This is a genomic window from Clostridium subterminale, from assembly GCF_039521425.1.
Lineage (GTDB): Bacteria > Bacillota > Clostridia > Clostridiales > Clostridiaceae > Clostridium_J > Clostridium_J subterminale.
On record NZ_BAAACI010000008.1, the window covers coordinates 160,046 to 182,185 of the forward strand.

Genomic DNA, 22,140 nt, shown 5'->3' on the forward strand with positions numbered 1-22,140 from the left:
TTTCTAAACTTCTTTTTTATTAATAGCAATGCTTAGTGCTATTACAGATAATATAAATGTAATTGACACTCCCACCATAATGCCGTATGGTTCCCAGATTCCAAAATCAATGGAAAATCCTGTCATGCTAAGTGGTATCTGAGAGCTTGCCATAGGTATTGAATTTAGTAAAAATTTTATAAAGTTTGTTGATAGTGATTCAAATTTACTTGCAACCATAAAAAATATGCTTAAACTAACACCTGAAGCTATAGCTATGGTAGTTTTCTTTGTTTTGAGAGAAATATATCCCATTAAAGTTGACAAAGCAAGAATCCCAAGGATTTCTGCTAGTACCATCACCATGATGGCTTGTCCTATGGAAAAATTTCCAAAAGAAAATAGGCTAATCATCTTAAAACTACTTTTTAATGCTTTTAATCCCACAGTAGAACTGATGATTCCTACTGTTCCCAAAGTAACAATCAGAGTCAATAAAATCCCATAAAAAATTACTGGTAAAATTCTAATAATCATATTCTTTTTATAAGCTTTAGTAGTTTTAATAATTTCCATACTCTCATCTTCAAAACTATCAGAATAAGTTTCTGAGGCAAAGAATGTTACCAAAAATAAAATGATTGTAAAAATTATTTGTATATTGCTAATAGCAATTGAATAAGTGTGGTATCCAAAATATTGCACAAAGGGAATTTTCACTTCATTTAATTTGCTCATTCCTGCTTCTTGTTCTTCTATTGGAAACCTTTTAAGTAAGGTTTTAAATTTATTTCTCCAGCAATTATAGAATTCCTTAGCATATTTATCAGGGTAATTTGAGATTTTACTTTCTGTGTATAAAACTCCTTGATAACTATTTACGAGACTGTCAATTATCGAAATTTGTGATTCATAATAGTAATCTTGAGATTTTTCATCTCTCACTTTCTCTAAGACTAAAAAAAGATTCTTCTCTGTAATGTCTCCCTCATAGGAAACCTCTCCTTTTAAATTAGAAACAATATCTTTTTCATCATTTACTATTATAAAATTCAAACCTAAAGTTATAATTAAAATACCTAATATAGAAAACAATACGTATTTTGTACATAAGCGACGCTTCATTTCTAGTAAAAACATAACTTTACCTCCTAACGTACTTCAATGAACTCATTATCCAACTGATAAGGAACGTCAACAAGCTAATGATCAAACTAAATGTTAAAGACAAAATCACTTTACCAAATGCGGAAACTACAGGAACCATAGTAAATTTAGAGAATGAAAATACCAAACTGCCTGGTAATATTAAACTCATTGCTTTCAATATTGGATTATTTAAATTCATCATAGCAGATAATAAAAATCCACTTACAAGGACTAGCACGGAAATGCTCATTGCTGTTGATTTTTTCTTACTTATAGATGAAATTAAAGTCGCAAATGCAGAAAATGTAATTATTCCAATTAGTCCCAACCTAATCATCTTTCCCATTACTTCACCTAAATTATAGGGTACAATAGTTGTTGTCCATAACTGAGCTGATGTTTCAAGGGCATTTGCTGGAAGATAATGCTTTAAAATTGCTATATATGTTCCCATTCCAACCATATATATTAAAAGCCCCATAATAATTGGTATGAAAAGTTTAGCAGATAATAGTTTATTTCTTCCCCCTTTTGTTGTAGATATGATTTCATCCAATCCACATTCCTTATCTTTTGCAATGATTCCACTGGAAAAAAAACCTACCATGATTAAGAGCACAAAAGCAAAGAGCTGAATATGTTCAATGCCATTTCTCCATGCTTCAAAACCACCGTAGTAAGTATATGGTTTTTCTACATCCTCCCACATTTTATAAGCTAACTCTCTTTCAGCTTCATTTTTTGTATTTCCATAAATTAAATTTTTATAATATAAATTTTCATTTTCATAAAAACGAGAACCAAAATCCACAGAAAATTTTTCAGCTTCGGGAATGTCATCTCCTGACATTTTTTTAAGTCTATAATTTTGCATAACTAATGTATCTGCATAAACTGCTAATTTCAACAAATCATCATTCATAATAATTTCATTTTCATCATTTATGGAGTTCAAAAAAACTTCACCACTTCTTTGAAAATTATCAACAGTCATTTTTCCTGCATATACATTTCTGTCATTTGCAGCAACTTCTATAGCTGCTGTCCCTTTAAGACCTTTATAGCATCCGGTCATCATGAATCCTTCCGTTTGTCCTCCTATAATAAACCATGACCATAATCCCCCAAGAATAATAGAACTTAAAAGGTAACATATAAATCTCTTGGCACTCATTTGACGTTTCAGTTCAGAAATAAATAGATCCATTATTGAACCTCCTTTACTTTTGAAAGATAGAAGTCATTTAAATTAGGCTTCACCTTAGTACTATTTTTAAGTGGTGACTCAGAAATATAACGAATTGTCACTAATCCATTTCCTTCATTACGAAAATTCATGATGCGATATTGGTGTTCTAATCTGTGCATTTCTTCTTCTTTTACAACTGTTTCAAAAACCATACCATCAATAGAATTGATTAAAGTATGACTTTCTCCTGATTCAATGATTATTCCTTTTTCCATGAGTATGAGATAGTTTGCAATAAATTCTACATCGGATACAATATGAGTCGAAAGAATAATAATCTTTTCCTTACTTATTGTTGTTAAATACTGGCGAAATCTTCTTCTTTCTTCAATATCTAAACCCGCTGTGGGCTCATCAACAATTAATATATCTGGATTATTGAGCATAGCTTGGCAAATACCTACTCTTCTTTTCATTCCACCAGAGAGTTTATCTACTTTTTTATGTTTTGCATCAGATAGATTAAATTGTTCAAGCAAATCTGTAATACGTTTATGTCTTGTGGTTTTGTCAATCCCCTTTAGCGAACCTATATAATGTAGAAAATCTTCTACACTTTGACTCTTATCATATCCGAAATGTTGAGGTAAATATCCTATTCTCCCCAAATATTCCCCACCCAAACTAGAGATTGTGTCACCATCAAAATAGATTTCTCCTTGATTAGGCCTTAGATTCCCTACCATCATTCTCATCAATGTTGTTTTTCCAGCACCATTAGGTCCTAAAAGCCCCCATATACCCGGTGTAAAATTAAAATCAACACCTTTTACAGCCTTTAAATCTTTAAATTCTTTTGTTACTTTATTAATCCTTAATTCCATTTTTAGTCCTCCTAAAAAATAAATAAACCCTTGTCTTATCATTAGTCTATCAATGATAGGACAAAGGTTTATTCACCCTTTATATAGGTTTTATAAAGATTTTATAAAGATTTTGGTAAATTAATACTAAAGGTTGTATGACCATTTACGCTTTCTGCATTTAATGTTCCATCATGTCGCTGGACAATCTCTTTGGCAATAGCAAGTCCTAGTCCTGAGCCTGATGATTGACTCCTTGCTTTATCTCTACGATAGAACTTTTCAAATATTAGTTTAAGTTCTTGATCAGATATGATATCTCCATGATTTTCTACAGTTATCCTGGTTATTTCCGGCTCTTCTTTACCTGTAATTTTAATAATAGAATCTTTATTACTATAGCTAATAGCATTTTTTAGAAGATTAGTCAAAACTCTTGCCAAAAGGTTACCATCACCATATATTCTAAACTGTGGTGACACATTTAAATTCATCTGTAATTCTTTTGGCTTGAGCAGAGGATAAACCTCGTCTGTTACCTGCTCTAAAAAAAATTCTCCGTGAATTTCTGTTTTATTTAAAGGAATCTCTTGAAGATTAAATCTTGTAATATCGAAAAACTGATTAGTTAATTCCTCTAAATGATAAGCTTTGTCCAGGACTTTTTTTAAATAATCTTTCCGAACTTCTTCTGTAACTTCAGATTCTTCCAAAATATTCAAATAGCCAATAATACCGGTTAATGGTGTTTTTAAATCATGAGCCAGATATGTTACCAAATCATTTTTCTTTTGGATTTCCATTTCCTTTTCTTGTTCTATTCTTGCTTTTTCATTTAAAATTGATTTAATCTCCACGTCAATAAGCTTTAGCTCTTGAACCTCAGTGGGATTCTTATCATCTTGAAACTGACGGAGTCTCTCCTCCACTTGAGTTACTACTTTCTCATTTTCACGATTTCGGGATATTTTAGATGCTAAATAAATACTAATTTCCACTGTAAAAAAAACTGTAATAGTTATAAATGTTAATATGTCTCTTAATCTATCCCATCTAAAAGTTCCTCTTATTGCAGTATGATTATTATAATTCAATACTTCTTCTCTATCATCAAGCAAACTTCTTACAAAGTATTCCGCAACACTACCTTCCAGGTAAGTATCAATAAACAACAGTATGAGTATAAAAACTATAAATGCGATAATATAATAATTCCATTTCCATTTTTTATGCTTCAATGATATAACCTACCCCCCATACTGTTTTAATATATTCTGGTTTTTCAGAAGAATCTCCCATTTTTTCTCTTAGATTCCGAATGTGAACGGTAATAGTATTTGTCGATTTGGAATAATACTCATCCTCCCAAATAAAATGAAACAATTCCTCTCCACTTAAAACTTCTCCTTTTCTCTGTAATAAAACTTCTAAGACTTTAAATTCCGTTGGTGTAAGCTTAATATCTCTTCCATTTATATTTACTTGTTTGCTTTTTTGATTTAAAGTGAGGCCTTTATGATAAATCCTCTCTGTATCAGTTGTATTTTCAGCATACTCTTTATAACGCCTCAATTGTGCCTTTACCCTAGCAACCACTTCTAATGGATTAAAAGGCTTTGTAATATAATCATCAGCACCATAGCTTAAACCTAATATCTTGTCCTGATCTGCATTTTTAGCTGTAATCATGATAATGGGGTAATGGTATTTTTTGCGAATACTTTTACAAATGCTTAGTCCATCAGTATCCGGAAGCATTAAGTCTAAAATAATAAGATCAGGTTGCTTAACCAGTTGTTTCATGGCTTCAGCTCCATTTTCAGCCTCCCATATCTCATAGGATTGCCCTTCTAAATAAACTCTTAATATATCTCTTATGTCTTCATCATCTTCGATGATTAAAATTTTCTCCATAATATCACCACCTCTTATTATATACTACATAACCTACGTATTTATTAAGAAATAATAAAGATATAGTTTAAGCAATATAAATTATAGCTCAATTTATTCATACTAATTTAGCTGGATTATGGATTATTCTATACAACTTTTCTTAACATTGTAACTTTTTAATTACCTTCTCATACTATATAGTATGACAAGATAACTTGTCCGTTTCAAAAAGGGGGACTCTTTATGTACGAACGAACAGAATATAATGAAGATAATTACGAAGACCGTGATTACAAATGTAAACGTCAGACTCACGTACACGAATATCTAGGTAGTACAAGAATTGCTGAAAGAGAGGAAGATCCGCACAACCATCGTTTTGCTGGAGTTACTGGCGAAGCTGAGCAACGCGGTAATAGCCATGTTCACAGACTTCGAGGAAATTCTGATTTTTATGAAAACCATTTCCATACAGTTGCAGCTACAACTGGTCCAGCTATACCTGTTGGAGGCGGTAGACATGTGCACTTTGTTTCTGGCACAACATCTTGTAACGATGGTCATATGCATAATTTTATTTTTGCTACACTAATTGAAAACCCTATTGGTTAGTGTTATTGTATATTGAGCTGTCATACGTGACAGCTCTTATTTGTATTATTTTAAAATTAATATAACACCCTATTTCTATTTTATAGCAACAGCTTCAAAAGTAATTATCTGTTCAGAGTTTGTTGGATACTGACCAAATTTGTAATCTGAAGAAATCACAATATTTTTAAATCCTATACTTTCAAGTATTAATCTAAACTCTTCTACCCCATACCATCTCAATGGAAAACGCTCTAATTCGGTTTGCAAAAGTACCCCTTCACGCCACTTTTCATATCGACCATGGGAAATAGTATATTGATTTATATAGTCAACTTCTACAATCTTATTTTCTAATGTGATTATATCTCCATTAGAACATTCCAAAGTTTTTGTGGAAACTGTACCTTTTGGAATATCAGTTTGCAAAAATATATCAACAATTAATCTACCACCATTAGACAAATGCTTATAAAAGTTTTGTAATGCTTTTACTGAATCTGCTCTTTTATGTAGTAGCAGAAACGTTCCCGTTGGTACTATAATAGCATCATATTTTGTATCTTGTGAAAAAGACTCCATCTTAGCTTCAAAAAGTTTAGGATTCAAACCTCTTTCTTTACAGTTATTCTCACATATATTTAACATATCTTTTGAAATATCAAATGCATCCACATTTAATCCTTTTTCTAAAAGAGGAATTAATATACGACCAGTTCCTGTTGCAGGTTCAAGAATAGCGCCTTTGCACGACTCTAATCTATTCATGTAAAATTCTACATCTCCAAAAGAATGACCTATAGGCTTATCCATATCATATACTTCTGAAGATAATCTACCATAATAACTTAACATTTTTTATCACCTTTCTTCCTTGATTTATTCTAAATATTTATTTTAGGCTATCCCTTACATTGACCTTTTACTAATACACTTTTAAATATCTTTCCTATAATTCAATGCAAAAACCATCTTCCCTTCCTCCATAGGGTAATTTTATTATAACAACAACTTTAAAAGGAAGCTGTTCCTGTTTTGCTAAATATTGATAATATAATCCCTCTTTAATTTTATTCCCATTTGAAAAATCTAAGGGCTACCCCTGTACATACTATTGCAAGGGCACTCATTACAATAATAGGTATCATCACACTATCTATCATCAAATTAAGAGAAGCAGACTTTAGAAGTTTTATTCCCTGTGTTAAGGGTAAAATATCTGCAATTTTTTGAAGTGCTGTTGGCATAATCTCATAAGGTAGCGTTGCTCCTGAAAAAATCAACATAGGAAAATATAATACACTTGCTACAATACTTGCTACCTTTATATTTGGAGCAATGCCACCTACCATCATGCCTATGCTAAACATGGATACCATTACTAAGAAGTATGAACTTAAAAACTTAAGCCACGAACCTTTAAATTGAAAATCAAAGAAAATCCTTGCTGTAGCATAAATAAGTATAAGGGAAGCAATAGAGTAAAGTGCATAAATAACTACCTGCACCACTAAAATCATAGCAGGACTTATAGGTGTTACCTGAAATCTCTTTAGAATTTTTTTATGACGATAATCAGACACTACTAACGGTAATCCCATCACGCCCCCTGCACATATTGCAATGGTGGTAATGGCTCCGAATGACTGCTCTAAAAATGTATATTCAGCACCATGAAATGCAGGCTTATTTCCATAAATAATACCAAGTAGAATTGTTACAACTATGGGCATACAAATTGCAAATATAAACATATCCATACCTCGCAGTGACAATTTCAACTCAGTTTTTAGCATTGTTCTAAATGCTTTCATCATTAACTTCCTCCTCATCTGCATACCACAAATATGCTTTTTCTAATTTTTCAAAGGGACTGCCTTTAATTGCTTCCTGTACTGTGCCACAGAAAATGCATGTTCCCTTTTTTAGAATACAAATCCTATCACATAATGTTTCTACCTCATCCATAAAATGAGAGGTCAAAAAAATTGTAAGCCCTTTTTCTTTTAAGTCTAATAAACACTTCCATACATCTCTCCTAGCTTTTGCATCCAACCCTGTTGTCAGTTCATCTAAGAACACAACTTCTGGATTAGAAATTAAAGCAAGTATAATGAATAATCGTTGTTTTTGCCCTCCTGAAAGCTCACTCACTTGGCTTTTACATTTATCCGAAATACCAAATTGTTTTAATAATTCTGTGTACTCTAAAGGGTGTTTGTAAAGAGCCTGTGTAACTTCACAAAGTTCTTCCACTGTTATCTTGTCTTGATAATTTGATTCTTGAAATTGAACTCCAACTCGCTGAAATAATTTTTTTCGCTCCCTTTGAGGATTCATTCCTAAAATCGAAATGGATCCATAATCAAATTTCTTTGTACCTAAAATACATTCAATAGTTGTGCTTTTCCCAGCTCCATTTGCACCAAGCAATCCAAACACTTCGCCACGTTTTACTGATAAGCTCACATTATTTATGGCCTGTACATTTCCATATGCTTTGCATAAAGCATCAATTTTAATTGTTTCCATGTCTATAAACCTCCTATTCTTTACTACACAAAAAGAATAACACCAGAAAAAAGTCTGGTGTTAAACTGTAGAGTTCATATTAAGTTTTTCTTGCATTACTTTTAATTGACTTAGAATACAATTTGCATTTGCTTCTGCATTACTTAGTGAAGTAAGAAGCTTATCACAGGCTGTTACAATATCTTCATTTCTTTGAGGCGTATTAATAACTTCTCGTATATCAATTTCTGAGTTACTGTATGTTGCATTTATCATACGTAAAATTGCTGCAAGTGAGTAATTGGCACATCGCAAAGAACGTATTATCTTCAATATTTGAATATCATTTTTCGTATATAGCCTATATCCATTCTGTTTTCTTTTTACAGAAAGTAGTCCATTCATTTCCCAGTTTCTTAATGTATCCATGGTAACTTGAAGATACTCTGCTGTTTGCTTTCTTGTCATAAAAATATCATTTTCTTCACTTCCTATGCCTGAAAGTAGTTTTTTTGTAATTTCAATAGCTTCTTCCGCATTTTTCTGCTCCACATTAACCTGATTTATATAGTCATTGGTACATATGATTGCTTTTCGAAACTCACCCTTAGCAGACAATTTAATAATATTAATTATTTTTTTCCTAAGACCGCTTTGCAATACCTCAACTTCAAGTGCAGTCCTTGCAAGCCTAAATTGTTCAATATGAAAATCTGTAAAAACTCTATATCCATTGGATAGTCTCTGGGTTTTTGGTATTAAATCAAGTTTTTCATACATTCTAACAGTGTTAGGATGTACTCCAATTATTTTTGCTACTTGCGCTGTCTTATATTTATTTCCCATGAAATACTCACCTCCATTTAACTGTATCATAACGCAAATTCAAAGTCTGGTGTTATAGTGGATAGTTTATCCGATGACTACCCACTCTTTACTCCCATCTTCTTCAAAGTGGGAGTAAAGAGCGGCTACGACCCTAGATAACGATTTCCCCTAAAGGACAACGAATTCTAAGTATCGAAAATACTGATACTTAGAATTCTGTTAGTAACCTTCAGAGAGAGTAAAAACTCCCTCTGAAGCAAAGAACTCTGTTTATTGTAATCTTCAAAGTTTTAAAAAAGTTTACTTATGAGGAGAATTAAATGATGCTACACTTAAATAAGAGTGAGTATATTTGTATGCATAAGTCTAATTGCAAATATTATTTTTCCATTTCTATTACTTTATCTATAAGGCCATAAACTATTGCCTCTTCTGCAGACATAAAGTTATCTCTATCTGTATCCTTATCAATTTCTTCTACTGTCTTTCCTGTATTTGCTGAGAGAATACTATTCAATCTTTTTTTATTTCTTAGGACACGCTCTGACGCAATTCTAATATCTGTGGCTTGACCTTGTGCTCCTCCTGATGGTTGGTGAATCATTATTTCTGAATTAGGTAGCGCAAATCTCTTACCCCTTGTTCCACCAGACAGTAAAAAAGCACCCATGCTAGCTGCCCTTCCAATACAAATTGTAGATACATCACATTTAATGTACTTCATGGTGTCATATATAGCAAAACCTGCTGTTACAGAGCCTCCAGGGCTGTTTATATATAAGTAAATATCTTTATCTGGATCATCAGACTCTAAAAATAATAATTGGGCAACCACTAAACTTGCTGTGGTATCATTTACTTCTTCTCCAAGAAATATTATTCTATCTTTTAAAAGTTTTGAATAAATATCGTAGCTTCTCTCTCCAAGACCTGTTTGTTCAATAACATAGGGAATTGAACTCATGCCACCTTCACCTCACATTTTATATTAAAGTTTCCATAGGAAACCTTTCCTTTATGTTGTAATATCTTAGAATTAACTACATACTTCAATTGAATTGGCCAAAATTCCTTATTCCTCCTGTAGCTTTGAGGTGATTCCAAATATAATCGCTTAAAGGCTAGAGAAAAAGCTTGTTGTGACCCATAACCAGTGGCAAAAGCTATTTCAATAATGGTTTTTTCAGTGTAAATAAGTTGTCTAGCAGCATCTGTAAGCCTTCTTCTTTGAATATATTGATGGATTCCACAACCAACTTCATTGGTAAACATTCTACATATATGATATTTTGAATATCTTGAAATCTCCGCAATTCTATCTAAATCTAAATCTTCTGCTATATGATTTTCAATATAATTAACAATTTTTGAAATGATTTCCGAATTGGTACTCATTTATTCACCCTCTTTGTAAAGTTTATATCTTATACCTATTATATCAATTTTAAATATTGATTTCTTAATATAAATTGCTATTTTTATAAATTTATTGAAATATTAAGAGCCGATACTTTGTTTGTATCTGCTCTCTTCTATAGTGTTACACAATATTTTTCTTCTAATTTATTTAGTATTATGTAAATTATGATAGTTTAAACTATTGAAAGCGCCTTAAATCCATAGTATGTCTTTGAAAAAAGGCACTACAAATTAAGACGCTTTTCTTTACATTTTTTTCTATCCTATTAACCTAAAAATTCAAGGTTTTCTATATAGTCTGAACGAATTGCCTTTTGTAGAATAGTAAAATCAATTTCATTCTTCAACTCATCCAGGGACAGTGGATATTTTATTCCACAGGTTTCACATTCTATATATTCCTTGGATATCTCTTTTTCTCGATTATCAAATAAAAAGGGTACTGTTTTCGCCCTTTTAGTAGTTTCATCGAAATTTTGCGAATTAATTTTATAGGTATATAAATAAGTTGCTTCCCGTTTAATAATGAAATTTTCTCCATTACATTTAGGACAAGTTAACGGTTTTTTTAAATCCATTAAAAAACTTCCTTCCACTTGGTTATCTAAATTTATCTAACTATTTAATAGTATTTGAAATAATATGATAACTATTCATAAAAGGTATATAAAAAAAGCAATGGTGTTACTTTTTAAATGTTAAAGGAAAAAGCTTAAGGATGTTGTCCAATCTAATAGTGGACAAGTAACAATTATTGTTATGCAATTTAAAGAACACACTGGCGATTATGTATGAAACTTAATGCCTTATTTAATTTATCAGGTAAGTCTTGTGGAATAGCATGTCCTATTCCTTTATTTACATAGAATTCATAGGGAAGATCAACTTCTTTAAATACTTTAATCATTTCTTCTTGCTCTTTCCATGGTATTATAACTTCTCCTTCCATAAATATACCCCTAACCCCTCTTTCAGCTGCAAGCTTAACATTCTCCTTAATAAATGATTCTGGAAAATCTGGACCTATGGCAATAAATCCTTTTATGGGAATAACATTAGCAAATGTAATATCTAAGGCTGTTATTGCTCCCCCTGAAAATCCTCCAATTATTACACACTCCTCATCAATGGAATATTCCTGTAATATTAAATTATAACATTCTTTGATATCATTCCTTGAAATAAGTGGATTCATTGTCCAACTGAAACCATTATGACGATATAATTGTGAAGATTGAACATATACAACGATAAAATCTTCCTTTAAAAATTCATCAGGCTTCCAGTATTCACTAAATTCACCTATGTTTCCAGGATCACCATGTAATGCAATAAATAATGGATACCTCTTTCTTTCAATGTAATTAATAGGTAGATTGACAGCATATTTAAATCTAGCCTTTTCTCTAGCCTTTGTTAATAATGAATCATTTTTATTCTTAAGATCAACATACCTTATATCTTCTTTCAAATGAACCTCATCAAAAATATCATTATCACATGCAAATCCTTTATTAAGAAGATATGATATCACATTAATAGATTCTTCATACATTTCTTCATGAGAATAGAATTCAGCTTTTGAAATCATTATTTCAAATAAATACTTATCAAATTCCTGCTTGGGAAGATATTCTGATGCATGTTCTAATAAATTTAGGGCTTCTCTGTATTTTTTCTGGTTATAAAGAGTTGTAATTTTACCTTCAAATTCCCAATACTTGTTATATTTCATACTTAATTCTCCTTTGACCGATATCTAAATATTTTGACATTGTTTATATTAATAAATTCTGATATAAATTTCATTACAATACTTATTTATTGTTTCTATAATTTTCATAGGATATTTTTCTTAAGATAACCACGTTGCTGGCAGTTCCTCTAATCCATTATGTATTTTGAATAGTTTAAGGTCCGACATACTATACCTTCCATCGCTGGAAACTTTTTTTAATTCTCTTCTATTATATCACATCCGTATATTTCCTAAATGTATGTGGATTATTTTCTCCCCTATGCATAAACAAATACGTACAACAAAAGCACCAAGATTTTATTATCTTAATGCCTTAAAAGTAGTTGTTGTATCCAATATTTAGTTTATTGCTTTAACAGGACGTGCTTCAATATACCCTCTGTACCCCATTGGTGCAAGCTGAAATCTTGGTGCAGTTTCTGGTGCCCACTGATATCCGTAAACAGCAGGATCAAATTTTTCAATATGATTCCATACTTCACCAATTGCATCCATGAAATCATCATCGTTATAGGATTCACCTTGAAAAATCATTAGTTTACAAGGTGGCAATTCTATGAGTTCATATCCATTTGGAATATCATTTGTGTAGTCAATGGGAACTTCTACACCTTGCACATATTGTGATGTTCCTTCTTTAATAAGATGCTTTGGAAGCCACATTCCAATGGGCTCATATATGGCTTCTTTTACACTTGAAAGTACTGACCATACATCACAACCTACTTCCTCACAGTATTCAAAATAACCAGTTGCTTTTTTCCCTCGCCTTAACAAAACTTTTCGTGAAGGACGCTCAATAACCTGTACAAATACAGATTTGGTGTTATTGTTATCACTCATCTTTTTTCCTCCTTTATGAAATGCTCGGTAGGTATCAAAAACTTTCTGAGGCATAAATAGTTTTATTGGTGGTGTGCATTGACTATATTTACTTGGTGGCATCCCAAATTCCTTTGAAAATGCTCTTGTAAATCCCTCGTGAGAATCAAATACAAAATCCATTGCTACATCTATAATCTTTTCATTACTATCACGCAGTGTTAAAGCCGCTTTAGTAAGTCTTAATGCACGAATGTACTCAAATGGTGCCTTACCAGTAACTTCTTTGAACAGTTTTGCAGCATGCCATGGTGAATATCCTGCTGCAACAGCTAGTTCTTTTAACGTAATTTTTCTTAAAATATTCATATCAATATACTCTTGCATGTGTTGTACCGCCATAATAGTTTCAGCCTCATTCATTCTTCCACCTCCAATATCTAAAGTATATATCATAAAGAATTTTATTTCTTGACCTTCATTGCTAATAAAAAAGAGCATTTTTGCAATTTGGCATGACCACACCCGTATATCACAGTTCTCTTTAAAACTATCAATAGATTTTATTGACTTCATAAATGTTTTTAATAATACTATTTCCTTATTCATCTGTTTTATAGTATTTCTTAGGCATCTGAAAATAAATAACAAGTCAAAGATTGGAAGTATATTTTTAGTTAGACAAGGAAACAGGTTTCGCAGATAGTAGCACTATCTAAGGGTTCTGTTGACACAGTATAACACAAAATAGACGAACATTCTGACTTGTTTATTTTTTGAAGATGCCTTATTTATCTCCAAATATAAGACACTGTGAAAATAATTTTTCATAACCCTCTGAGGCTCCAAGTTCCATGTATTCCATTTCACCTGCTAATACCTCTATTTCTTTCTTAACTTTAACAGACATAAGTGCCATGTATGCTCCAGTTTTAGAAGAATTCCCTACATATACCAGTTTATCCTTTACCTCTTCTGGCAAGATTCCTGTTCCTACAAGGCTATCTGCTGGAAGGTGAGCACCAAATTGTCCAGCTATCATCACCTTATCTAATTCATTCATATCAATCCTAGCCTGTTTTAACAAGGCGTAAAATCCTGAAAGCAGAGCTCCTTTTGCTAATTGTACCTGACGAACATCTCCTTGGGTTATTAGTAGCTGTTCTGGAGTACTTTTTAAAAGAAATTCTCTCTTATTCCCATTTAATTGTATCATTTTATATCTATAATCAGATTCTTCTAGCTGCTCTTTTTTTATAAATGCTCCATTGTTTTTTACAATTCCTGTTCTAAGAAGTTCTTTCACTGCTGCTAGTATACCACTTCCACATATCCCTATAGGGTCTTCCTCTCCTATAACCTTAAGTTCTATTCCACTTTCTGTGATTTCTACATCTTCAATAGCGCCCTCTGCTGCTCTCATCCCTGAACTTATATTCATTCCTTCTAATGCTGGTCCTGCTGCACAGGAACAGGAAAGTAACCTTCCACCCTTAGATAAAACTATCTCTCCATTGGTTCCAATATCTATAAATAGTATATTTTCCTCAGCTTTATGCAATTCACAAACATAGGCACCTGCCACTATATCAGCTCCAATATAAGAGGATACTGAAGGAAGGCAATATACTCTTGCACACTTAGCAGCCTTTATACCAAGGTCACTTGCTGATATGTTTTTTGCCTTTGTAAATAAGGGAGCATAGGGAGATTTTCCAATTGATGTTGCATCAACACCTAAAAGAAAATGCATCATGGTACAGTTTGCAGCAATAGAAATTTCATAAATATTTTCTTTCTTTACTTTTCCCTCACTACATAACTCTTCAACCATTTCGTTAATAGCCTTTACAATAGTTTTCTGTAACTCTTCTTCTGAACCCTCTGGATGTTCTAATTCATAGGTTATTCTAGTTAAAACATCTAACCCAAACTTCTTTTGTGGATTAATTCTTGAAGCTGTCACTAATTCCTCACCATTGTTCATATCAATTAATGCTGCAACCACCGTTGTAGTTCCAATATCAATGGCAACACCATAGAGAAACTCAGTAGTATCCCCTGTTTCAAGGGCAATTAACTCGCTGCCATTAAATACTCCAGTTACAGTTCCATAGCTACTTTCATAGTCCCTTAATAACTTCCAATTAACCTTTTTATATCCAATGGCCTCACATAAAGAATCTTCAAAAGGACTTTGGTTTTCTAACGTAGGTATTTTTATTTCAAAGATTTTTTTACAAAGGGCAGGTTTAAACTCAAATTCAGGTACATACCCAGTAGTAAGTATTTTGTGTTTTCTTTCCTTTTGCAGAATTTCAATTGTAATATCTTCTTCTGGTACTACCAAGCAGGAAAGCCTTATGCCTGCGTTTATTTCATCTTCTTTCAATAACTTTCTTTCCCCTTGAGAAAGTGGAGGAAGATTTCCTTCCAATACCCTGACCTTACATTTCCCGCAAGACCCATTCCCATTACAAGGATTATCTACAAAAATATCATTTTCTAATAAAAGCTGTAGTAAGTTTTTCTTTGGAACATACTCAAAGTGCTTACCTAACGGTTTAATAAAAATCTTAGGCATTTCTATAGCATCTCCTTTTTTAAAGTTTCAAGGATTGCTTTAACATTTGTAAGAGGAGATTTCATTCCTAGTCCACAGGCAGGAGAAATTATATTTACTCCATCTTTAACACATTTTTTAGTCAAATCAGAAACCTTCTTAGGCTCTCCAAATTCAATTGTATAGGTACTTACATTACCCATAAGTAATCTATCTCCTAAATTTTTTCTTGCCTCACTCATACTAACAATGGAGTCAAAGCTTAGAACATCACTTTTTATTTTATTTACCTCTTTATACACACTTTTCATTTGGCCACATATGTGCACAATAGTTTTTCCCTGTACTTCTTGAATACCACTCACTAGCTTATTAATATATTTCACAGCAAATTCTTCAAATAGCTTAGGTCCTAAGATTTCACCAGTTCCACTAGGGTCAGAAATAGCAATTATATCTGCCCCTGCTTCTATTTGCTTCTTTGCAAATAAAATTAATTGATCAGTAATATAATCAAGATATTTATGAGCTTCTTCGTTGTTTTTCCTCAGGTCTTTATAAAATACTACAGGTTCCATAACAGAACTAGAAGTACTTATTGGTCCTGTTAAATTCCCTATAATAGGAACATTGCTTCCCTTTGCTTTTAATAATTTAATTGCATCAATAACTACTTTAGCTCTTCCCTGTTGAAAATTAATCTCATGAAGTTTACTCCATTCCTTTACTGAAGCTATTGCATACTCAACAACATGAGGTTCATAGATGTTTGTCCCCATATTCACTGTTGCTCCAAACTCCTCAGACTCAATGGTCATACAAAAAGGAACTCCATAATTTTCAAAACAGCCCTTTTCATATACTGCAGTAGCTAAATCAGCCATAGTTTGCGCATTACTATGAGCTTTTGAAAAATCTATTCCAAGGTCTTCAATTACTTCTGTTGTAACCATATTCATCATGCCACCAGGACAAATACATGGAACTCTATCAACCTGTTCTCTGTTGAAAACCATATTTAATCGTTCTCTTGGCGATATCATATTACATCCTTCTTTCTAAGCTATATTAAGCATTTTTTTTGCTAGCTTTACTGCCTCCACTGCATTAGAAGTATACCCATCTGCACCAATGGTATCTGCAAATTTTTGAGAAATTGGTCCTCCACCTATAAGAACTTTAACTTGATCTCTAATTCCTGCTTCCTTTAATAATTCAATAACTTTTCCCATTCCTGACATAGTTGTTGTCATTAAGGTTGACATGCATACAAAAGAAGCGTTAACTTCTTTAGCTTTGTCTACAAAACTTTTAAGTGAAACATCCCTTCCTAAATCAATCATTTCAAAACCAGCAGTTTCCATCATAATTTTTACTAGATTCTTTCCTATGTCATGGGTATCCCCTTCTACAACTCCAATAACTCCCTTTGGTTTGCTGTTTCCTTCTTCTTCTATAGGAAGATGAGGTCTTAATATTGATAGCCCTTCATACATTGCATCTGAGCATAGTAGTACATCTGTTACGAAATATTCCTCCTCTTCATATAATTGACTTGCACGGTTCATACCATCTACAAGTCCTTCCATAATACCATCAAAGACTTTATACTTTGCCTCTACATATTCCTCACAGGCTTCTATTACCTCTTCTTCTTCCATTTCTAATACGCTATCTGATAATCTTTTTAATAATTGTTCTTTAGATGCTGTCATTATTTTTTCCTCCATTTTAATTACAAATTAATTATAAAATTCTATAAACATGTCTTTTACATGAAATTTTTCGGATCTATTGGCCACTTTCCATATTTTCTTGTAGAGGCCATAAATTGATCAATATTCTCTAAAGGAACATTTCCTGAAAGGTCGCAACCCGATGCTAAAATATAGCCACAAGGACTATCATAAGCCTTTTGCATGCAAGTTTTCACTGCAGAATCTACCTCCTGTGTACTTCCTAAAATTAAAACTTCTACTGGGTCTACATTACCTAGAATTGGAACTTTATCCCCTACTACTTGTTTTGTATAAGCTAAATCAACTCTATTATCTATACTTAACATATCGCAACCGGACTTTACCATGTCCCCTACTATTGATGTTGTGTCTCCACAAATATGGTAACAAACTAAGCCTTTTGCCTCATGAATATCCTTCATTAAATCTATAGTGTATGGTAATACAAATTCTAAATATTGTTTTCTATTAAGAATTGTTCCTGATGCAATTGGGTCACATAGCAATATAAGAACACCTCGTTTTATAAATTCTCTACATATCATCTTTAATGCTTCTGTGCAAAACTTAACTAACTCATGTACTTTTTCGGGATTTTTTCTAGTTGCTCTTAAAAAATTTTCTGTTTTATAAATACTTGCTGCTGCAGTAAAAGGTCCAGATATTAAAACCCCTGTTGGAACCTCTTTTCCTAACTTATCAATTAATATTTCTGCAGCTTCAATATGTAATTGGAAAATCTTATCATTCTTTAATTCTAACTTTGACATATCAAGTTTATCTATATTATTTAAATCCTCTAAAACATAACTCATAATTGCTGGTACAGATTCCTCTGGATCATTCATCTTACTACCTAATGCAATACCTACCCCATGTAATCCATATTCAACCACTAATAAATCGTTTCCAAACCTTTCATAACAAGCTATCTGTGCTTTAGCTTCATTTAACGCACTACTTCTTTTCTCTTTGTGGGTCATTCCTAATGCTAGCCCAGACATAGAGCAAACTACAGGCATTGCAAGTATTCTGTCCATAGGTTTTCCTGTCATGAAGGCATTTAACCTTTCAATTGGGGTCATTTTATCATCCTTGTGCATATACAACCATCTCCTTTTTCTTTTTAAGGCGCTATTTATAGTAATTCAAGGGTTTTAATAACCCCATCTTTTAACTGAAAGTCTTTATTTTTCATGCATGTTTGTCCAACAAATTTTGCTAGCCCAATAGCCTTTATGCAGCCTTCTTCATAGTTTGAAGGTCCTCCTAAGGAAACATCCTTCCACACTGCTTTATCTGTTCCTAGTAAAGAAAAAGTAGTTTTTGGACAAAGTACTATTATCATTTCTTCATTTATGATTTTATCCATTGTTTTTAATAAAGGATAAGTAAACATTTCCACTACTTGTTCTGCAAACTTAGGTCCAAGAATATTAACTCCCCCAGAAGAGTCTGCATAGCTTATGATGTTTACTCCAGCTTTTTGTGCTTCTTCTATAAATTCAATTATTTCATGTTGAAATTTATTAAAAACTTCTCTGATTAATTCTGGATTCTTTCTTAAGGTTTTAAAAACAGCCCTTGGTTCAATTAAAACATTCATTATTGTAAATGGTCCCGAAACATTTAAAACCACATTTTCACCTTGTTCTCTCAAAGACTTACAAGCTTTTAAAACCTCAGAAATTCTTCCCTTTGAAAAATCAATTTTAGGTAAAGCCAACAGTTCTTCTGTAGTTGTGCAAATATATTCCTTGGCTCTTGGTCCTATGTTCTCATCCCCAAGATTAACTTTTCCCCCTAGTGCCTCCCCTTCCACAGTATGACAGAAGGGTAGTGTACAAACACTGGACTTATAGTATTCCTTAAGCTCTCTTGCAAGTATCACCATACTATCCCTATTTTTATAAGCATCGGGGAATTTCAAATTGTTTTTTTCAATAACTTCTTTACTAATTCCCTGTTCATTACCATATGTACATTTATAATCAATTATTTTCCCCATGGTACTCCCCCTAATTTATTAATAAAAAATTTCTACTATTTTTTCTTTATTCAAGTTACTGCCAATTACGGTTACCTTTGTAGTTTTTATTGTTTCTAAATACTCCCAATGATAATGGTGTGGGGTATAATCAAAGTAAACCAATTTCTTTGTAGAAAGCTGAACAATTCCCTTAGCTCTTACAATGAAACCATACTCCTGTTGATTTAAAGAAAATAATATTTTATCTATTTCTTCCTCTGAAAAAGCCCTTAGTTTATCTATAGAAAAAGTTTGGAACATCTTATTAGCTGCCAGAAAGGCAGGCCTATCCTTTAACTCAATTTCATAGGATTCCATACTATTTATTGTTTCAACAATTTCTTCCCCTGATAAAGAAATCCATGGCTCTTTAAAAATTGTAGCCTTTGGATTTATTAAACTTATTTTCCTGATAATCTCTTCAACTTCACTATCCACTAGATTCTCAAAATGACTTAAAAAAATCATCTGAGCATTTTCGATTTGGTCTAAATAAAAACTTCCAAAGTTCTCACTGTAATCATTGAAGGAATTTACATCTACAATGGTGATTACATCCTTAATCTTTATATTTAAGGTTGAATTTAAGGAAACCCTATTACAAATCTTTAGTATATCTGATAAACTACCTACACCAGAAGGCTCAATAAATATATTATCTGGTTTATACCTTAAGGCTAACTCTTCTAAGGCTTTTTTAAAATTTTCTGTAACAGTACAACAAATACATCCAGAATAAATCTCTTTAATTGGAAGGCTATGTTGTATTAAATCTCCATCAATACCAATATTGCCAAATTCATTTTCAATTAAAGCATTGCTCCCTTGTATATTGGGAATTAACTTATTTAAAAAAGTTGTCTTTCCACAACCTAAAAATCCCGAAATAATATTTATGTTAGTACCCATAATTCTCCTCCGTACATTAGTCCTCTTTATTATATCTTCTACACTTAAAGCAGTCTAATTTCAATTTCAAATAGAAAGTTATCATTTAATTGAATTTACCTATACATTAAACTTCATTATATTTTCAGCTGTAATTTTAATATTAAAGTTAATTACATTAGTTTCTTTGATACATAATTGTTACTCAGTTACACTATTGCAATTATATTTACAAAAAAATAAGAAAAATGACATAAATGAAAAACCCCCTCTCAAATATAAGTCTGAGAGGGGGTATAAAAAACAAAATGCTATTTTTTAATGTAGGTATCATTCCAGCCCTTTTCATTTAGGCTACTCCTTATTAATAATACTCTCATAGCATCTTCTCACTTGTCAGTTTCATCTAGTCATTTCACTAGTTCAATGTTGCATATTCCATTTGTTTATCTCATATATTGATCTATCCAATTTTCAATCACTTTTATTGATATTTTCAAAGTATCTTCTGAAAATTTAATGTTCATCTCGTTTTCAACTTTCGAATTAAGACACCATTTCTTGATATTCCATAGGTATCGAAAACTTTCTGAGGCATAAATAATTTTATTGGCGGAGTGCATTAACTATATTTACTTGCCGGCATTCCAAATTCTTTTGAAAATGCTCTTGTAAATCCATCGTGAGAATCAAAGATAAAATCCATTGCTACATCTATGCTCTTTTCATTACTATCACGCAGTGTTAACGCCACTTTAGTAAGTCTTAATGCACGAAGTGCCTTACCAGTAACTTCTTTGAACAGTTTTTCAGCATGCCATGGTGAATATCCTGCTGCAACAGCTAGTTCTTTTAACGTAAATTTTCTTAAAACATTCACATCAATATACTCTTGCATACGTTATATCGCCATAATAGTTTCAGCATAGTATTTGTAACTTTTTCTTATTGCTGTTACCTCTTTTCAATTTGTTCCATAACTTATGGTACAAGCTCTATGCTCTTATCGTTATCACAAATCTTAGTAATAGTTCCATTATGAACCCAATATCCTTCTCCATATAACGTTGATTTATTATCATCAACAAAAATATATGAACCATCCACCAAAGCATAAAATGGTCTTTTTTTACTATCTGGTAATGAAATGTCCTCTAGAATACGTAACCCATCTACTGTCAGATTTTTTATTTCTTGAAAATGCGGTAAAACATTTATTCTTGTTAAGTTTAATCCCTCTAAATATCTTTGGTATTGCAGATCCATTGCTTCACCATCTAATTCAGGCTGTGCATAAACAACATCAGCACAATTCATTGTCCCAGCACTGATGCCAATTATAATACCTTCATAGCTCCTTAGTAATTCCTTCAAATCAATTCTGCTGAAAAACTGATTCTGGGTAGGAACATGTCCACCTGCCAGCAATACTATATCATAATCATATAATATATCAGCAAGGTTGTTTTCATTCCTTCTATCACAAACATCAATTTTTGATAATGACAAATTACTGATTTTAAACGCTTCTGTAAACACATTCCTAAAGCTGTCATTCATCTCTTCATTTTTCGGGTCAGAACTTAAAATAAGACATTTTGAATTTTCCGGCAAATATTTCTTTAGGTGTTCCAAAAAATGATTTGAACCATCAAGAGCACAAGGTATTCTTATACCATTCTCCTTATAACTTCCTCCAATACTACTTGTCAAAAATAACTTCATACTTTTTTCACCTCATCAAATATAACTTTTTCTGTAAGTTTTCCCAACTGTACTTTATATTTATCTTCCTCATCACTTGGTTCATAGTTATTGAAATGGTCAAACGAGGATAATTCATTACATCCATATTAAGTAAGCTAATTTATGATATCACATCTTAAAATAATATTACCATTACTATGGATAGTAT

Annotated in this window: 23 protein-coding genes; 1 reads left to right on the forward strand and 22 read right to left on the reverse strand. The window is 32.0% G+C overall.

The genetic code is table 11. The annotated features are described in order from the left end of the window. Positions 1–3: 3 nt before the first annotated feature. The 5 genes from ABDZ93_RS17260 to ABDZ93_RS17280 all read right to left on the reverse strand — a co-directional run bounded on the left by ABDZ93_RS17260 (position 4) and on the right by ABDZ93_RS17280 (position 5,097). Positions 4–1,119, reverse strand: coding sequence for a hypothetical protein (locus tag ABDZ93_RS17260; RefSeq protein ID WP_343827753.1), 1,116 nt, complete (start codon positions 1,117–1,119; stop codon positions 4–6). A 4-nt stretch (positions 1,120–1,123) separates the two neighbouring features. Further along, positions 1,124–2,335 (reverse strand): ABC transporter permease, encoded by a 1,212-nt coding sequence (locus ABDZ93_RS17265; protein WP_343827755.1) that lies wholly within the window; start codon positions 2,333–2,335, stop codon positions 1,124–1,126. Continuing rightward, positions 2,335–3,201, reverse strand: coding sequence for an ATP-binding cassette domain-containing protein (locus tag ABDZ93_RS17270; RefSeq protein ID WP_343827756.1), 867 nt, complete (start codon positions 3,199–3,201; stop codon positions 2,335–2,337). The genes ABDZ93_RS17265 and ABDZ93_RS17270 overlap by 1 nt, the downstream gene beginning before the upstream one ends. A 101-nt stretch (positions 3,202–3,302) precedes the next feature. Further along, positions 3,303–4,418 (reverse strand): sensor histidine kinase, encoded by a 1,116-nt coding sequence (locus ABDZ93_RS17275; protein ID WP_343827757.1) that lies wholly within the window; start codon positions 4,416–4,418, stop codon positions 3,303–3,305. Then, positions 4,408–5,097 carry a response regulator transcription factor gene (locus ABDZ93_RS17280; RefSeq protein ID WP_425544802.1) on the reverse strand — a complete coding sequence of 230 codons (690 nt, stop codon included), beginning with the start codon at positions 5,095–5,097 and terminating at the stop codon, positions 4,408–4,410. The genes ABDZ93_RS17275 and ABDZ93_RS17280 overlap by 11 nt, the downstream gene beginning before the upstream one ends. Positions 5,098–5,319: 222 nt before the next feature. On the opposite strand from ABDZ93_RS17280, the gene ABDZ93_RS17285 reads away from it, so the two are divergent. After that, positions 5,320–5,688 (forward strand): YmaF family protein, encoded by a 369-nt coding sequence (locus ABDZ93_RS17285; RefSeq protein ID WP_343827759.1) that lies wholly within the window; start codon positions 5,320–5,322, stop codon positions 5,686–5,688. Between the two features lie 75 nt (positions 5,689–5,763). Here ABDZ93_RS17285 and ABDZ93_RS17290 read toward each other — a convergent pair whose 3' ends face one another. From ABDZ93_RS17290 to ABDZ93_RS17370, 17 genes are all read right to left on the reverse strand, one after another. Further along, positions 5,764–6,522, reverse strand: coding sequence for a class I SAM-dependent methyltransferase (locus ABDZ93_RS17290; protein WP_343827760.1), 759 nt, complete (start codon positions 6,520–6,522; stop codon positions 5,764–5,766). A gap of 215 nt (positions 6,523–6,737) precedes the next feature. Next, positions 6,738–7,481 carry an ABC transporter permease gene (locus ABDZ93_RS17295; protein WP_343827906.1) on the reverse strand — a complete coding sequence of 248 codons (744 nt, stop codon included), beginning with the start codon at positions 7,479–7,481 and terminating at the stop codon, positions 6,738–6,740. Then, the gene (locus ABDZ93_RS17300; RefSeq protein WP_343827761.1) at positions 7,468–8,199 is read right to left on the reverse strand and encodes an ABC transporter ATP-binding protein; all 732 of its coding nucleotides are present in this window, start codon (positions 8,197–8,199) and stop codon (positions 7,468–7,470) included. Before ABDZ93_RS17300 ends, ABDZ93_RS17295 begins: the two co-directional genes overlap by 14 nt. A gap of 60 nt (positions 8,200–8,259) precedes the next feature. Further along, complete coding sequence (locus tag ABDZ93_RS17305) at positions 8,260–9,024, reverse strand: MerR family transcriptional regulator (RefSeq protein WP_343827762.1); 765 nt, start codon at positions 9,022–9,024, stop codon at positions 8,260–8,262. Positions 9,025–9,385: 361 nt separating this feature from the next. After that, positions 9,386–9,970 carry an ATP-dependent Clp endopeptidase proteolytic subunit ClpP gene (clpP, locus tag ABDZ93_RS17310; protein ID WP_343827763.1) on the reverse strand — a complete coding sequence of 195 codons (585 nt, stop codon included), beginning with the start codon at positions 9,968–9,970 and terminating at the stop codon, positions 9,386–9,388. Then, on the reverse strand, positions 9,967–10,401 hold the full coding sequence (locus ABDZ93_RS17315) for a helix-turn-helix transcriptional regulator (protein WP_343827764.1): 435 nt from the start codon (positions 10,399–10,401) through the stop codon (positions 9,967–9,969). The genes clpP and ABDZ93_RS17315 overlap by 4 nt, the downstream gene beginning before the upstream one ends. Before the next feature lie 290 nt (positions 10,402–10,691). Next, the gene (locus tag ABDZ93_RS17320) at positions 10,692–11,003 is read right to left on the reverse strand and encodes a hypothetical protein (protein ID WP_343827765.1); all 312 of its coding nucleotides are present in this window, start codon (positions 11,001–11,003) and stop codon (positions 10,692–10,694) included. Between the two features lie 188 nt (positions 11,004–11,191). Next, complete coding sequence (locus ABDZ93_RS17325; protein ID WP_343827766.1) at positions 11,192–12,160, reverse strand: alpha/beta hydrolase; 969 nt, start codon at positions 12,158–12,160, stop codon at positions 11,192–11,194. Between the two features lie 363 nt (positions 12,161–12,523). Beyond that, positions 12,524–13,429, reverse strand: coding sequence for a helix-turn-helix domain-containing protein (locus ABDZ93_RS17330; protein WP_343827907.1), 906 nt, complete (start codon positions 13,427–13,429; stop codon positions 12,524–12,526). Positions 13,430–13,793: 364 nt separating this feature from the next. Next, positions 13,794–15,590, reverse strand: coding sequence for an ASKHA domain-containing protein (locus ABDZ93_RS17335; RefSeq protein WP_343827767.1), 1,797 nt, complete (start codon positions 15,588–15,590; stop codon positions 13,794–13,796). Between the two features lie 2 nt (positions 15,591–15,592). Beyond that, a complete protein-coding gene (locus ABDZ93_RS17340) occupies positions 15,593–16,612 on the reverse strand; it encodes a methylcobamide:CoM methyltransferase MtbA (RefSeq protein ID WP_343827768.1) in 1,020 nt (339 codons plus the stop codon). A gap of 15 nt (positions 16,613–16,627) precedes the next feature. Further along, positions 16,628–17,284 (reverse strand): corrinoid protein, encoded by a 657-nt coding sequence (locus ABDZ93_RS17345; RefSeq protein WP_343827769.1) that lies wholly within the window; start codon positions 17,282–17,284, stop codon positions 16,628–16,630. Between the two features lie 56 nt (positions 17,285–17,340). Then, a complete protein-coding gene (locus ABDZ93_RS17350) occupies positions 17,341–18,411 on the reverse strand; it encodes a uroporphyrinogen decarboxylase family protein (RefSeq protein ID WP_343827770.1) in 1,071 nt (356 codons plus the stop codon). Between the two features lie 35 nt (positions 18,412–18,446). Continuing rightward, positions 18,447–19,316: a uroporphyrinogen decarboxylase family protein gene (locus tag ABDZ93_RS17355; protein ID WP_343827772.1), complete on the reverse strand. Its 870-nt coding sequence runs from the start codon at positions 19,314–19,316 to the stop codon at positions 18,447–18,449. Between the two features lie 18 nt (positions 19,317–19,334). After that, positions 19,335–20,246 (reverse strand): CobW family GTP-binding protein, encoded by a 912-nt coding sequence (locus ABDZ93_RS17360; protein ID WP_343827773.1) that lies wholly within the window; start codon positions 20,244–20,246, stop codon positions 19,335–19,337. Positions 20,247–20,847: 601 nt separating this feature from the next. Continuing rightward, positions 20,848–21,123: a helix-turn-helix domain-containing protein gene (locus ABDZ93_RS17365; RefSeq protein ID WP_343827774.1), complete on the reverse strand. Its 276-nt coding sequence runs from the start codon at positions 21,121–21,123 to the stop codon at positions 20,848–20,850. An 83-nt stretch (positions 21,124–21,206) separates the two neighbouring features. Continuing rightward, positions 21,207–21,938: a Type 1 glutamine amidotransferase-like domain-containing protein gene (locus tag ABDZ93_RS17370; RefSeq protein ID WP_343827775.1), complete on the reverse strand. Its 732-nt coding sequence runs from the start codon at positions 21,936–21,938 to the stop codon at positions 21,207–21,209. Between the last annotated feature and the right edge of the window lie 202 nt (positions 21,939–22,140).